This window comes from Spirosoma endophyticum (genome assembly GCF_900112365.1).
Taxonomy (GTDB): domain Bacteria; phylum Bacteroidota; class Bacteroidia; order Cytophagales; family Spirosomataceae; genus Spirosoma; species Spirosoma endophyticum.
This window is the reverse complement of record NZ_FOLQ01000020.1, coordinates 19,578-35,235: the sequence shown is the minus strand read 5'-3', so window position 1 is coordinate 35,235 and position 15,658 is coordinate 19,578. Positions and strand designations below refer to the sequence as shown.

The following is a 15,658-nucleotide window of genomic DNA, read 5'->3' as shown; positions in this document are numbered from 1 at the left end:
TGTTGAAATAGGGGGTATTTTGATTTTTCTTGATTTTATCCCCGTTTTTTATGGATTAAAGCCCGTGGGTGTATCAGTTCGTTTTAACAATTTTTTGGGCTGTATGAAAGTCCGCCCCCATAACCCGCACCACATATACACCGCTGGCCAGGCCGGTGAGCGGCAGGGTTGCCTGCCGGGTATCGAGCCCCAACAGCTGAGTCAAAACAGATCCGTCGGTGTTTACAAGACTAATCGCGCGAATGGGTCTGTCGGCCTGAATTTCGCAGACCGTATTGACAGGATTTGGAAAAACGATCACTCGTACTGGCCGGACCGCGTCAGGCTGGGCCTCGTTGGGCTGACCTTCGTCCTGCCAACCAGTGCTGGTGCTTCCCCGGCGACCATTCGGACTGCTTTCTTGGTTTGTCGTAAAAATAAGGCAGGGGCGGTAAGAAGCCGTACCGGACTCTTTTGAGTAGAACGAGGCATCGGTCGCCGAACCGGTAACGGTCGAAATCAGCTTAAACGACAGCAGCCCATCCGAAGGCTGACTCTGCAACTGGCTCGTAACGTCCCATTCTGTATAGCCTAAAGCCGACTTTCCGGTTTGCGTAGCGACCAGTGTTGTAGTGGCTGGTTTGTTGTTCCAGGTAATGCCCGTTTCAGTCCAGGTATTGTCGGCTACTTTGTACAACTGCCACTGCGTGGTAGAGGCATCGGCCCCGGCACTGCCATACAGACGTACTTTTGCATTGACAACGGGCATTGATAGCGTGTTAACGTTGAATTTAAGGTACGTTTCACGCGCGTAGGACGAGCCATCTTTTTTAACGACCAGCGTCGTGGCGGTACCATAATTGGTGGTACCGTACGTGCCATCGCGCACGTACGCATCGGCAACCGTCGGCAGGCTGTCCTGCGTGGTTGCCGCGTAGAGCGCGCTAATCTGTACCGGTTCGCCTTCGTAAACCGAATTGGTTTTGGAAAGCGGTACCGAAAGTCGGGTGGTATCGGATGCCGGGGTAATGGAGCAGAACCTATTGGCGCGGGGTGGCGTAAACGAACTGGCCTGCAACCGGCGGTTGATGCCCAACTGAATGCTGTTGTTCGTGTAAAATCCATTGCGGATATCACTTACTTGCATAGTCAAACCGCCGGGACTTCGTTTCATAAGAACAGCCGCGTAATTGGTGGTCGAAACGGATACATTATCGGGCCCCAGATTCTTCGCCTGACTGACACCCGCTCCCGAAAAGAACACGCCCGTGTAGCCGTTATAACTGGCTGAAATAATTCGGCTGTCGTTATAATTGATATAAAGGGATAGTGAATCCTGAGTCACAATCTTATTCGCAACGAAAGCAATCAACTCCGCTTTCGACACGGCGGGCACGACTACGTAACGATAGGTTCGGTCATTCCAGCCGACACTCGACCCATGGTTGATGCTTAACTGGAAGACATTGACACTCACGGAGGCATTGGGATTTCGTTTGTCCAGATCATACCAATTGCCCGTGCGGGTTTCGGCTTTCAGAATGGCGCTGGTCGCTATCGTTGTTGAAGGAATAATGACGTAACCTATGCTGTCGTGCCAGAACCACGAAGGACTGGTAATCGAAAAATTCAGGTCAGCACTGCTGCTCAAAGAAATCGTCTGTTCGGACCCGCCATTCACTTTGTAGACTACGTCGGTTACGCGCTCGCACTGGTTCAGGGTTGTATGCACGTCGCCCGAAGCGGCATCGGTATCGTTGATGGAATTACCCAGGCACAGCAACATATCGTTGAAGGTGAAATAGGACTTAATCGCTTTGGTTGTATGGTAGGTGTTAGTGCGACTCAGGCTGAACATCCCCATAGAAACATCGCCGTCTGAAACGCCACCCGCTAATACGTTATCGCTTTCGTAGCCTGTTGACCAGGGTACTAAAGGGAGGTTACCCGTTTTCTGCTTAATGGTGGCCCCAGGAATGGCCCGCCAGTTCCAGCCTACGCGCGCGTTGGTATACTCGTTGCGGGTTCGGTAAATCATCGTAGAGCCATCGGCTACGTGGAAATTCATTAAGCCCTGACCCGAAGCCGCATCCGACGATTCAGCGCCAACTGTCCGGCTCGAGAGCATTTTAATGGAAGCAAAATAGCGAGGTGAATGGTGTAGAATTAGGTGCGAATTCCAAAGATATTTGCTTGAATCGAGCTGGAAATTTGGGTTGATGAGGTTTGCTTTCAGTGCATTAATTCGGGCGTATTGCGGTAAGCTTGCATCCGCTACGTTAACAAAGTCATTGAATAAGGAGTAGGCATTGCCCGACAACGACCCTGTTTTAGACGTGTGCCTCCCGACGATGTTATGAGCCGTTCGACCTTTATAGTACATCCAGAGCATACCGTTCAACAGTAGATCGCCCCAGGTTTGCTGCTGGACGGTAGTTAATTTCCATCTTGAGTTTTTCACGGCTCCGGCAAACCGCCCCAGCGCCGTCAGCCAGTCGCTCCCGTAGCCGACATTGAACGTTTGCGGGCCATGCTGGTGCATCGAACCGTCGTATAGAGCGGCTATCACAGGCGTGTTAGGCTTATTAATCTGGAAGGCAAACTGGTTAGCCACCATCGTCGACAGCGTATCCATCGAGGTGCTGTCGCCGGTGGCAGCCAGGATACCTGCGTACCCAAAGAGCCGGTAGCCCAGGTTACCCATCCGGTGCCAATCGTCAGTAAGAATAGTGCCCAGGTTTGGGTTGGTCAGCGTGGTTTTTGTGGCCCCGTTGCTCCAGCTATAGCGAATGAATCCGTTTGACCGGGCGCGAATGCCCGCAATTAGACTGGCGTAGGTCGGGTTTGCCTGGTCGGCCAGAAAGTTATCCGATAGTTTCAGCAGAATCACGCCCAGCGCCGAAGGCTGTTCCATGGCGGAGGTGGTCCAGGCAAAGGCCGGGTACTGACCAAGCCAGTAGTTCAGCGATTTATAGAGTTTGTCTTTGACTGCCGTAGTCTGATAATACGCTATTGAATCGGGTTTCTCGAACACATACATCAATTTGAAGATACTCGTTGTCAAATCAGCGATAGTCGGCGTGGGATTTGCCCGGTTAAAACTCCCATCGGTGTTGATACTGGCGAGAATCGTACTGGCGGGCGGAGCCGAAGCCGGGAGTACAAACCGGGAATTTAAATCATAACCCGCCAACATGGCCGATCGAACCTTTTCGATATTTGACTGTGCGAAAACAGATACAGAGCCAGCCAGGGCCGTAATGATCAGGAGGTAACGTACATTCTTTTTCATGGCAGATTGAGGGATGGGTTTTACTGTACATCGCTGGTTGTGGGTGGAACAAAATTGAGGAAGACGCTTGGAAACAAGGGTGTAAAATCAGTCTGTTCTAGGGTAAATTTTAGGTTTTCTTTAACTTTAGAGCTGTTTTTCAAGGCCATAATCTGCTCATCTTCATTTATGCGTTACTTTTTGTTGGCAGAGGCCTTAGTCATTCGCATGGGTTTGGTCATCAGTCTGATACTGCTGGCCGTAGTCCGGGCGGTCAGTCAGGCACCAGCGTTCGAGCATCTCAATACTGAGAGTGGACTGTTGCAAAACTCCGTCCTGGCTATCGCACAGGACAGTCGCGGGTTTATGTGGTTTGGCACCCGGCTGGGCGTGAGTCGCTACGATGGGCACCAGTTTCGAACCTACCGATACGAACCCGTCGACAGCAGCAGCTTAAGCGGGAATTACATTATCTCGCTGTTAAGCGACTCGCAGAAAGACCTATGGGTGGGTACTCAAAACGGACTGAACCGATATAATCCGCGTACTGATGCGTTTGAGCGCCTACTGGCTCATCCCAACCAGCCCGGTGCGCTTAGCCAGAGTCAAATAAATTGTTTGTATGAAGACCGGAAAGGAACACTCTGGGTGGGCACCAGTAACGGTCTCAACCAACTGATTGACCGACGGGCACTACGTTTCAGAAGCTATTTCACTACACCAGGGGTAGAGCAGTCCAATCATAACATTCGGGCTGTTTTTGAAGGCGCTGGAGGTATTCTTTGGGTTGGTACAGCCGATGGCTTAGTCAGGATGACCCCGAAAACGGGTGGCTACCGTGTTCAAACCTTCCGGCATGGACCAGCAGAACCGGAGAGTATAAGCGATAACTACGTTACGGCCATTGCGGAAGATCACCAGCATAACCTTTGGGTTGGTACACTGAATGGGGGGCTAAACCGCTATAATAAAACGACGAATACCTTCACACGATTCGTGCCCGGTAGTCCGTCAGGCCTGATTCACAACAACATCCGTCAAATCAACGTCGATAAACTAGGGCGATTGTGGATCGGAACGCAGGAAGGGCTAAGCCTGTTTAACCCCAAAACGGAGACGGCCGCATCGTACCGGCACGATGCGGCTAACCCGAAAAGCCTGAGCCGAAATTCAATCTACAGTATTTTTGAAGATAGCCAGGGGTCAATCTGGATTGGCACGTATTACGGGGGCATTAACGTCATCTACCCGCACCATACGGATTTTACCGTCTATCGGAACAGCGCCGACCGATTTAGCCTTAGCGACGATGTCATCAGCTCGATTGCCGAAGCTGACCCCGGACCGACCGCTCCCGGCCGGACTTCAGCTCATAACCTGTGGATTGGCACCGAAGGCGGGGGTCTGAATTTGTTCGACCGAAAAACGGGCGGGTTTACGGTCTATAAGCATAACCCGGCTAACCCGGCCAGTTTGGGGTCTAATTTAGTGAAGGTCGTGTACCGCGACCGGCATGAAACGATTTGGGTTGGTACGCATGGGGGTGGCCTGAATCGGCTTAATCCGGCGAACAGTACCTTTCAGCATTTTTTGTTTAAGGAGGGCGACGCCGAATCACTGAGTGCCGAAGTGCTGGCCTTGCTGGAAACCCGCGACGGAAAATTCTGGGTGGGCACCAATCAGGGCCTTCAGAGTTTTATTAGTACACAATCTCCTGTGTCGGCTTCGTTTGTCTCGGCGATTCAACAACGGGTTGGAAAGAATCAGGTGAAAACCCTGCTGGAAGATTCGAAAACCAATTTGTGGGTTGGTACCAACGCCGGACTGTACGTTGATGGTCCCGACGCTCCTGCCGTTGCACGTATGCAGAGCCCCCACTTAGACGCAACCGTTATCAACTGCCTTTGGGAAGACCGCGCCGGTCGGGTCTGGATTGGCACGGCTCAACAGGGGCTAAGTGTGTACGATACCCGGACAAAAACGATGGAAACCTTTACCACCGTCGACGGTCTACCCCATAATGAAGTGGTAGGCGTACTGGATGGTGACAATGGTTCGATCTGGGTTAGCACCGCCAATGGGCTATCGCAGTTCGACCCGAAAACCCGCCGGTTTATCAATTACACCACCCGTGATGGGTTAGCCGGAAATGATTTCAACTACAATGCGGCTTGCAAAAGCAGTTCGGGCGAATTGTTTTTTGGTGGCTATCAGGGTATTACTGCCTTTTACCCGCAACAGATAGGCGTAAGCCACCAACATAGCCCGGTTGTCGTTACGGCGTTGCGGCTGTTTAATCAGCCCGTAGCCATCAATGGACCCGATCATCTGCTGAACCGCGATATCAGCCTGACCCGCACCATCACGTTCCGCCACGACCAGAATGTATTCAGCCTTGATTTTGCCCTGTTGAGCTATATCAAATCCGGTAAAAATCAATACGGCTATAAGCTGGAGGGCTTCGATCCGGACTGGACGTACAAGCGGTCACCCTCTGCTACGTACACTAACCTGCCATCCGGCGAATACGTTTTCTGGATAAAAGGGGCTAACAACGATGGCATCTGGAGCAAGCCCACGTCGTTACACATCAGAGTATTACCCCCATTCTGGAAAACCTGGTGGGCCTATGCGCTGTATACCGCCCTTGTGGTGGGGATTATCATCTTCCTGATTCGGTTCTTCGTGCTTCGGGCATTGCTCCGGCGCGACCACGAGTTGAATCAGTTGAAGCTGAATTTCTTTACGAACATCTCACACGAAATCCGCACCCACCTAACGCTGATTTCCGGCCCTATCGAACGGCTCATGCTGGCCCGACGGGAGGACCCCCTTGTGCAGCAACAGTTAGGCTACATCCAGAAAGATGCCGAACGGTTGCTGCGCTTAGTTACCGAGCTGATGGACTTTCGCAAAGCCGAAACCAATCAACTCAATCTGCACGTGGCTGAGCATGATCTCGTTGAGTTTCTGAACGATATTTTTCTGTTTTTCAACGAAGTAGCATACGCTAAACACATCATGGCGTCCTTTCGGCACGAGATGGATACCTTAACGGCCTGGTTTGACCGGGAGCAGTTGGAAAAGGTGCTGTTCAATCTGCTGTCAAATGCCTTTAAATTCACACTCGATGGCGGACAGATTAGCCTAATGTTGGAACAGCAGGCCGATAAAATCTATATTCGGGTGATTGACAACGGACGGGGTATTGCCCCGAATCATATCAGTAAGTTGTTTACAAATTACTACCAGGTAACGGATCACGGCATTCAAAACACCGGCTACGGCATTGGCTTGGCTTTCTCAAAAACCATCGTAGAACTGCATAAAGGAACGCTGACGGTTGAGAGCCAAATCGCACCCAATGCCCACCAGAATCGAACCTGCTTCACCATAATGTTACGGGCGGGGCATAAGCATCTGGAAAACTATAGTAAACTGACCTCCCGACCAGCCCCCAATGCGCTAGAGGAGTCATTTTCATCAGACTTTCTACCGAATTCTGCTCTGCTCAACGACGCGAAGCTGGAAGAAACCGACCTACTCCTATCAACCGCGGTTATGGAACAAAATGCACTGGACGGGGCTGATATACCCAATCAGTCAACGGGTAAAACGTACACGATTCTTCTGGTTGAGGACAATCCGGCCGTACGGTCTTTTGTCAGCGGGTCGCTGGCCGGACGCTATACGATTATCGAATGTGTGGACGGCCAGGCGGGTTGGGAAACCGCCATTGAGCAGATTCCTGACCTGATTATCAGCGACGTGACCATGCCAGAAATGGATGGATTTACCCTATGTAATCAGCTAAAAGCCGACGAACGGACCAGCCACATTCCAGTTATTCTGTTGACGGCCAAAACCACTACTGGCGATCAGGTTAGCGGCCTGGCGTTGGGTGCTGACTGTTATCTGACGAAACCCTTCAGCCTTCAGGTATTGACCCTGAACATTCGGAATATGCTGGCTGCTCGCGAAATCATGCGGGAACGATTTAGCCGTCAGATTACATTGCAACCACAGAATATCGAAGTTAGCAGTGTAGATGAACAATTTCTGAACAAAGTGAAGCAAAGCGTTGAAACGCATCTGGACAACACCGGTTTTGATGTGGATCAACTGGCCCTTGAGGTAGGCATGAGCCGGTCGGTCTTATATAAGAAGCTCAAAGCCCTAACGGACATGTCGGTCAATGATTTTGTTAAGTCGTTTCGCTTACAGAAAGCTACACAGTTGCTACAGCAGAAAAAACTTTCGGTGAATGAAGTAGCTTATGCTGTAGGATTCAACGATCGTAAATATTTCAGTAAGGAGTTTAAAAAGCAATTCGGCAAAACCCCAAGCGAATATGCTATTGATATGTAATCATTTCCTAATCTATTAGTGGGCCGCTGCAATAATAGGATGGCTATCTTTAGCAAGATGACTCATCTCAAAATACCCTCTTTTAATTGACACGAGTAAATGTCTGGTCTAAATCGTTTCCCCATGTTTCGCCGTCTTCACATAGTTCACCTTTTCCGATAATGGTATTGCCATTATCCGTGATTGTCCAACTATAGCGTTGCGAAAAACCAGGGGCATTGCGCCACCATTTCACTACGTTGTCTTCCACGGAAACCTCATACTTTCTCGAAACCTTCCGCTCGTCAAAGAAGAGCATAAATATTTCTCCCGTCGCATCGTCACTACCGAAGATGCCAATGCCAACTGGGAACCCTTTTTCATCTACCTCCAAATAATATTTCAGAAAAGCACCGCCCTCGATCCATTCGAAGGATGATGTACCGGGCAAAACCTTATTGGGGACGGCGGGATGAGTGCTGGCCGTTTTCCATTCGCCAATCAAGTTGGCCAATCCTTTTAGAGCCGGATTTGGAATTTGAGCTTTTTGAATTTCTCGCTTTTTCATGGTTGTTCTGGCGGGTTGGTTTTTAATTCAAAGACAGCACCGACGTGTACTGTTCTGGAACCGTTTTGATTTTAGGGCGATCAAGTTTATGAAACTCTCTAATTTAAAGTTGGTTTCTATAAAGTGATTAACGAACTAACCAGGTGGCGCTGAGCATCAAGTATAGCAGCCAGGGCCGAAGAGCCTTAAAAATAGCGATCCGCTGCCCTGGCTCTCTTACAAGGTTCTCTTTAAAGCTTCCTATTTGAGCCAATAGAACTTCATGAGCTGCTTCTTTAAATGGGCGTTTTAAGTGACATCAATCACAGAGACCAACGCTGGGCTAATATAGTAAAAAGTAAATCCTGATAACGCCAGCCGATGCTGCGAGCCGCCATGGTTGATAAACTATCCTGATCGTCTCGACTTGGCCGACCGGCTCCGGTTATGTTTGGTTTCAGGTTTTCATCAAATAAAAAATACTGTCCCTGCTGATCTTGCCGATAGTCAATTCGAAGGAGAGACCTGACATTGACTGACCCAGCGGCTTTTTCGCACTGGGTCATCAGGGTTACGACAGCTAGTGAATCTTCAGCCAACAATATAAGCCTGACAAGTGACACACTTTATAAATCATTCAATCACGGTCGTTCTGTGATTGAATGATTTATGAGTTGAAAAGTATATTTAGTACATGCCTTCCTTTGTTTGGCTGGTGAACAACCAAATGACCTTCACTTCTTTACTTTTCTTATAACTGCTATCCAAACGTATGGGCATCAAACTTTTACCTACCTCTTTGTTGATGGGAGCCGCTCTACTGACGCTGCTCTCGACGGCCCAAGCCCAAACCGGCTCAGTTGCCGTCAATACCGACGGCTCAACCGCCGACAACTCGGCACTGCTTGACGTTAAAAGCACCACCCAGGGCCTGCTCGTGCCCCGCATGAACGCCCAGCAGCGGGGCCTCATCAGCAGCCCCGCCACCGGCCTGTTGGTTTACCAGACCGACGGTACGGCTGGTTTCTACTTCTACAACGGCACGGCCTGGACCTCGTTGAGCACCCCCGGTACAACGGGCCCACAAGGGCCGACTGGGCCGACTGGCGCTACCGGCCCGCAAGGTCCCGCCGGGCCGGGGGTACCTACTGGCGGCACGGCCGGGCAGGTGCTGACCAAGGTGGACGCCACCAACTACAACACGCAGTGGGCAACGCCCGGGGGGGGGGGATTAGCGGTATACGACGCCAACAACGTAAAGCTCGGTATCCTCATCGATTTGCCAGCCGCCAATATAGCCTCTTCAAACTACGTCACTGTTCAGACCAGCGCGGGGTATGTGGTAACGATCTATCTGACCAGGAATAATAATTCCGATTTTTTGCTGGGTACCCAGATTTACTGGACAGGGGCTAATTGCTCCGGTACCCCTTATCTCAACGCAGGAAGTTCGACCGCAAACTACCGCGCCGCGAAAGTGCTAACCTATTCATATAGCTCTGGCAGCTTATACAGCGCGAGCAATCCGAACTCGGACGGTACATCGCCCACCGTAACCATGCCAACTATTGCCACGAGCGAAAGTCCCACGACCGGCCTCTGTTCGGCTGTTACGACTCAACCGACCACGCTTGGCTATGCGTTAACGCCAGTTACCCGCGCAACAGCGGGGCTGCCCACTGTGATTGCCCGGCCGCTTGCTATTCGATAACACGTTACCGGAGTAGTCCGTAGCTTTTGGGCGATAAGAATAGCTTCTTCGGAATCAGCACTTAACCCTTTTTGACCGGTTCAACCTGCGGTTGAGCTCTACAGAGCAACAGGATGTCCATGCTGAAGTGCGCTGCGGGTTGTACGGTTCCGTTCCAGGACGTGTTTTGGTTCGGCAGTACAACCGCTATCACGTCGGCTCATAGCAAGACGGGCAGTGGCTCTGCCCGGTTGCCGTACGAAGCCGCTTCTGATCAACCCGTCGATTTCACGAATTTCCATTTCCTTTATGACGAGACTACTTTCACTTCTATGCCTGCTGACGCTGGTCGGCAGCGCACTCGCTCAGCCCACGTTGCGCATTGGTGGTAACACCCGGGTGGTGGGCAGCGGGGCCGTGCGGCTGGTTTACGGCGGTGGGTCATTGACCAACAACGGTTCGCTCAGCCTCACCACGGGGCAGTTTGCGGCCAACGGTTCCACCACCTACGGCGGGACCGGGGCGGCTACCGTCGCCGACCTCCGCTTCAGCCACAGCACCGGCAGCAGCACGCTCAATAGCCTGCTGTCGGTAACGAGCCACGCCACGCTGACGGCCAACACCGCCCTTAATGCCAACGGGCAGCTCTACCTGCGCACCGACCTGTTTCCCAGCGCCGACATGGTCAACGAGGGTGTACTGACCGGCACCGTGCAGGGCCTGGTGACCAAAGCCACCCTGACTACTGGAGCAGCGCCTTATAACAGTCAGTTGTCGGTCAATCTCAACGGCAGCGCCATGCGTTACCAGTGGCAGTCGTCGCCTAACAACAGTCAGTGGACCGACGTGCCCAATGCCACCGGTTCTACCTACACGGCCAACGTGACAGTTTCCACTTACTACCGCTGTCGTCTGACGACGACCAACAGCTCTTATGACCAGACCACACCGCCCGCCTTCCTGGCCTACACCGGCCCCTCGGCGCTGGTGCTGACCACCTCATCGAGTCCCAATCCCGTCTGCGCCGGTAGCACGGCCACGCTGTCGGTGACGGTCACCGGCGGATCGGGTCCCTACAGCTACACCTGGACCGCGCCCCAAGGCATTGCCCTGTCAGGCGGCAACAACCCAACCGTATCCGTAACGCCGGGTGCAACCGTGTCGGGTGTTCAGACGGTGACGTTGACGGTGGCCGATGCCGGATCAGGTACCAACACCGCTTTCGTGAACCTGACGGTCACTGCTCCGCTCACCGTTGCGCTCTCGGCCAGTCCTTCGGCTACGCTCACCTGCGGACAGATCAGTCTGACGCTCACCGCTGGGGGAGGCACCAACTATACCTTTACCAACCCCGACGGTAGCGTGCTGGCCGGTTCTGGTGAGACCCGCACGGTGAGCAGTCCGGGCACCTACTCGGTCACCGTAGTAAGTTCGGCTGGCTGCATGAGCACCACTACTATTACCGTCATCAGCAATACGGCTGTGGTGACGGTCAGTAACCCGGTCACCACCACGGCTACCATCAACGCGTCCGTCAGCCAGACCTTCACCGCTTCGGGTGGCAGTGGCCCCTACAGCTACAGTCTATCTAGTGGCAGCCTGCCGCCGGGGCTGAGTCTGGCCACCACGGGGGGGCTATCGGGCAGCCCCACCCAGGCGGGCAGCTTTACCGCCATCGTGCAGGCCACCGATGCCAACGGCTGCCGTGGGCTAGGGCTTCCCTTTGTCGTCACTGTGGGAAGCACCCCTTCGGACCTGGCCCTAGTGCTGTTTGCCCAACCGGCCCTGGTGTATGGCCCTACCTCGGTGAGCGTGGTGGTGAGTGTCTATGAGCTCAACGGGGTGGCGACTTCGGGTCCGGTGAGCGTCAAGCTGAGCGAGGATACGATGCTCAAGCTGGGCTTTGATCCAGCGGCCACCAGCGTGGGGGGCAAACCCGTGCAGAACCCGCTCTGGCGATTCAGTGGGCCGGTGGATGGGATGTACACGCTGACCTCCACCCAGCCTCTTCCGGCGGGGGGGCGACTCAGCGTTGGGCTGAGTGGCCCGCTCACACCGGGGACCACCCAAGGCCGGCTGAGTGTGAGTGCGACGGTGGTCGATCCGAGTGGGACCGAAACCCGACTGAACAACAACCAGGACGCCGAGGTGATCGAGTATTTTAAGAAATGATGCCGGTTGGCCAGCTGGGCTTATGGATTTGGCTGGCCCCTGGTTTACCCCCCCTACTACCTTGGTATGGCTCGCTTCTGTCTAAGCGATGGCTGGTTGCTGTGGTTGCCGCTGCTGCCAGGCACCTTGTCGGCGGTCAGCCGCTTCTTTGAGACTTCGATCCTGTCGGTGCTGGGCTGCCAGCCGGGCTTTCTGGCAGCGCAGTTTCTGACTGAGTCAGGCCATCACCGGTGTCCGGTGGTGACACTGTGGGCCAGTGCGGGCTGCTGTCAGGAGGCGGAAAGCAGCCATGCCTGTCAGAGGGTGATTCAGCAGTTGGCAGTCTATTTGGCGGCTCAGCCCGCGGTGGCCTGCTGTGAGCTGATGGGTTAGATCCGCTGAATTCATCTGGGCAGGAGGGGATCAGCGCTAGTTTATTACGGAGTAGGATGCGTTTTAGTTAAGGCATGCGTAGGAGGGGCTGAGCTGTATGCTACTTACGGGAGTTGACAGTCATTAAAAAATAATCGGCGTGTAAAATGCTCCTAACTGAGACGCTGTAAGTTTTAAGTATTTGTAATTCGGGCGTTTCGCAAGACGTTTCTAATAAGGTCTGGCTGAATTTTTAGGCTCTCACTCCCTTAAGCGGCCCGCTTTTTATACGCGCCTTGTGCTGTCCCCTTTTTTGTACAAGCCCTACTAATAGCCATAAAAAGATATTTATCGGCTAAGCTGTAACCTTTCCGCTACAGGGCAGTTTCATCGCGAAACCCAACCCCTTATGCCCATCAAAAACCTACTCACCAAAGCTAGCCATGTCCTTTGGGCTGTTCTACTCACCACTTCATTCGCCAGTAGCCAAGATAAACCCCGGCCCATCACGGTAGGCGAATCAACTCTACTACATTCGAACATTCTCCATGAGGACCGGACCATCCTGATTTACAAACCCGACGGCTACAGCGAAACCATAGCGCGCTATCCCGTCCTCTACTTGTTGGATGGGGATGCCCACATCATGCACACTGGGGGTATGATCAGTTATTTAGCTACCTTAGGCTTGATGCCTAAAATGATTATTGTGGGCATTACCAACTCGGACCGGGTACGCGACATGACTTCAAAGCCTCGACAAGGCGTGGATAAAGACTATCCCACGGCTGGAGGAGTAAGCCAATTTTTAGCCTTCATCAATCAGGAGCTAAAACCGTTTATCCAGAAGCATTTCCGAACCGAGCCTTATAAAATCTTGGCCGGGACATCGTTAAGTGGACTTTGTTCGATCAACGCTTTTTTGACTCAACCCGCTTCGTTCAATGCCTATATTGGTGTTAGTCCGGCCTTGTGGTGGGATGGGCAAGCTATTCCCTCCCTAGCCGATTCGATCCTCAAGCAGTCAATTATTAGAAATACCTTTCTCTACTTAACCTTATGCCCTGATGACTCGCCCACGCTTCAGCAAAGCACTCAGCGCTTAATTGATCTGTTAGCCAAAAGAGCCACGGATGGGCTAAGCTGGGATTATCGCTTCATCGCCGATGAAACGCACAATTCAGTGGTGCATCTGGGCTTGTATTTTGCCTTAAAAACACTCTATAAAGATTGGTCACTTCCCCAGATTGAGAGCTTAGCCAAACTCGATAGTCACTATGTCCGTTTGTCCACTCACTATGGCTACCGGATTACCATTCCGGAAGAGCAGTTGAATAGTTTAGGCTACGAGTTGTTGTTCAAAGGGCAAGCCGAGAACGCAGTCGTCGTCTTTAAGCGCAATGCCGAGCAGTTTCCACTTTCTAGTAATGTGTACGATAGTTTAGGCGACGCTTATCAGGGAGCGGGTCACTTAAATTTAGCGAAGAGAAGTTATGAGAAAGCATATGCGTTAGGGAAGCAGTCCAACAGTCCCAACCTAGCCGCTTACCGGAATAATGTCGAGAAAATCAACAAAGCGATCCAACAACAGAGGAACAAACCCTAGCTAGTATCATACGACGACATAAGGGACATAGACATGTAGAAAGCAATTTTCTCAAAATACGCTCCCATATGAGACGGGGAGCTTTCATGAAAAACTCTAAAATGGTTAGAGCCTATAGGGGGCGTTCGTTTAAATAAAATTTATGTAATCACTCCGATCACTAGTTTTGTCCTATGGACTTAACAGTGACCACAGCAAGTTTCAACGCCGTTGACTTTCTCAAAACTTTACTGCCCTTCTTTGAAGACGGACCAAGCCTTATATCTAGGTCAAACTAGTTCAAATCTAATCCCGAGTTCACGTTAATAAATGGTATTTTTTGGTCAAGGTTCAGGACCGTAACGGGTGGGTAAACGTTTAAAAACGAAGCTTAGTCCTGTTCTTGGCCCATATAAATGCAGGGTCTCCTCACAGACTTGAAGATTATTCTTATACGCATAGGCAAAGGGAATAGTAGGTCTGTAACGTAAGCCTGCCTTTTTGTCCAGCGAAGAGGGGAAAAACTTAAAATAGGCCGGATTACGCGTCTCGTCCAAAATGAAATGAACTTGCCCCTGATAGAAACTAAGTCGAAGCTGAAAACTTGTCAGCAGTTTGCCTCCCTGATAGACAACCCCATAGCCTTGGCCATCTAGGATCATTTCCGTATACTGATCTGGGGCATAGGGTGGAGTGAAACAAGCCCCCGCACCAGCTTCAACGAGTTGCCAGCGACCCGGTAAAAGAACCGCTATAGAGTCAAGGACAACCTGCTTTCTAAGTGAGTCTTTCTCGGCAACATAAACAGGTTTGAACTCACAGACTCTATAAGGTAAAGGAGCTATTTTCAATGTCTGCCCCCAAGAGAAAAAAGGCACCAATAGTAAACTAGTAATCCTCCACCACACCTTACAACTCATATCTTTCTAGGTCAATAAAGTACTAACTTATTGGCAAAAAGATTATTGTATCCTTTCAAAACCCGTTTTACAACTCCGATTAGGTTATGGGCGCATCTCTCCAGACCTGGCTATTGTTAGAGCGGTGCAATTCGTATGGAGTCCAATTGAAGATATAAATTCGTCTCCCCAGCCGTTTTTCGTTTAATGAATTTGTAAGCATGGTAAAATCTACCACTAAATTTAACTTTTAGCGTAGCCCGTTTAAATTTATCAGGCATGTTACAGACATAGCCAATTGTCTGGCTGTCCGAATCGTAAGGCGGAGTGGTCACAATACTGTATAGAGGAACATTACCTCGATAAGTTACGTACCCTTCTTTATCCTTCACGTGAAGAACTACTGGACCTGAAATGTGACAGTTTGAATCAAGACTGGTGGGAATGGAATCAATAGCCACAAGGGTTGAAGTAGTTTTAACGGGCAAAACAGCCTGGGTAGTATTTGCCGTTTTTTTTGTGCAGGATCCGTTTAGCAGCAGCATCAATACTACGTTCACTATACTAGAGTTGATTTCCATTTTTACCCTGAACGCTTTAGTATATAAAAGTTAGATGTTAGCTAAAGTAGGGCTTTAGGCTAAATACTCATCTTTTCTCCGTCTCTTCAAACCCTCCCGTTTGAGACGGAGGAAACCTCATAGATCTACTTCTTAAATGGGTTACTTCGCTAATCTTAGACCGAAATCATGGCGTGTATCCACCACTCGCTTGATGAGCCCAAGCTGACCACAGTGATACATGGTATGCTTGATAT

The 15,658-nt window shown here is 51.2% G+C and carries 10 protein-coding genes; 6 read left to right on the top strand and 4 right to left on the bottom strand.

The genetic code is table 11. The features are described 5' to 3' along the window. Window positions 1-73 precede the first annotated feature (73 nt). Complete coding sequence (locus BM202_RS29235; RefSeq protein ID WP_093832900.1) at window positions 74-3,271, bottom strand: polysaccharide lyase family 8 super-sandwich domain-containing protein; 3,198 nt, start codon at window positions 3,269-3,271, stop codon at window positions 74-76. A gap of 168 nt (window positions 3,272-3,439) precedes the next feature. On the opposite strand from BM202_RS29235, the gene BM202_RS29230 reads away from it, so the two are divergent. Next, on the top strand, window positions 3,440-7,618 hold the full coding sequence (locus BM202_RS29230; RefSeq protein ID WP_093832898.1) for a hybrid sensor histidine kinase/response regulator transcription factor: 4,179 nt from the start codon (window positions 3,440-3,442) through the stop codon (window positions 7,616-7,618). 82 nt (window positions 7,619-7,700) lie between these two features. On the opposite strand, the gene BM202_RS29225 is transcribed toward BM202_RS29230, so the two are convergent. Together BM202_RS29225 and BM202_RS29220 are read right to left on the bottom strand one after the other, a co-directional pair. Then, window positions 7,701-8,165, bottom strand: a complete 465-nt coding sequence (locus tag BM202_RS29225; RefSeq protein ID WP_093832896.1) for a hypothetical protein — start codon at window positions 8,163-8,165, stop codon at window positions 7,701-7,703. A gap of 302 nt (window positions 8,166-8,467) precedes the next feature. After that, window positions 8,468-8,710 (bottom strand): D-alanine--D-alanine ligase, encoded by a 243-nt coding sequence (locus tag BM202_RS29220; protein ID WP_093832894.1) that lies wholly within the window; start codon window positions 8,708-8,710, stop codon window positions 8,468-8,470. 206 nt (window positions 8,711-8,916) lie between these two features. Between BM202_RS29220 and BM202_RS37485 the strand changes: the two genes are divergently transcribed. From BM202_RS37485 to BM202_RS29195, 5 genes are all read left to right on the top strand, one after another. Then, window positions 8,917-9,855, top strand: a complete 939-nt coding sequence (locus tag BM202_RS37485) for a collagen-like triple helix repeat-containing protein (RefSeq protein ID WP_177236725.1) — start codon at window positions 8,917-8,919, stop codon at window positions 9,853-9,855. Window positions 9,856-9,974: 119 nt separating this feature from the next. Further along, window positions 9,975-10,226: a hypothetical protein gene (locus tag BM202_RS37480; protein WP_177236724.1), complete on the top strand. Its 252-nt coding sequence runs from the start codon at window positions 9,975-9,977 to the stop codon at window positions 10,224-10,226. Then, the gene (locus BM202_RS29205; protein WP_093832888.1) at window positions 10,144-12,006 is read left to right on the top strand and encodes a putative Ig domain-containing protein; all 1,863 of its coding nucleotides are present in this window, start codon (window positions 10,144-10,146) and stop codon (window positions 12,004-12,006) included. The genes BM202_RS37480 and BM202_RS29205 overlap by 83 nt, the downstream gene beginning before the upstream one ends. 66 nt (window positions 12,007-12,072) lie before the next feature. Beyond that, window positions 12,073-12,378 (top strand): hypothetical protein, encoded by a 306-nt coding sequence (locus tag BM202_RS29200; protein ID WP_143100781.1) that lies wholly within the window; start codon window positions 12,073-12,075, stop codon window positions 12,376-12,378. A gap of 388 nt (window positions 12,379-12,766) precedes the next feature. Further along, a complete protein-coding gene (locus BM202_RS29195; protein ID WP_093832884.1) occupies window positions 12,767-13,963 on the top strand; it encodes an alpha/beta hydrolase-fold protein in 1,197 nt (398 codons plus the stop codon). Window positions 13,964-14,286: 323 nt separating this feature from the next. Here BM202_RS29195 and BM202_RS29190 read toward each other — a convergent pair whose 3' ends face one another. Next, complete coding sequence (locus tag BM202_RS29190) at window positions 14,287-14,862, bottom strand: hypothetical protein (protein ID WP_093832882.1); 576 nt, start codon at window positions 14,860-14,862, stop codon at window positions 14,287-14,289. Window positions 14,863-15,658: the final 796 nt, after the last annotated feature.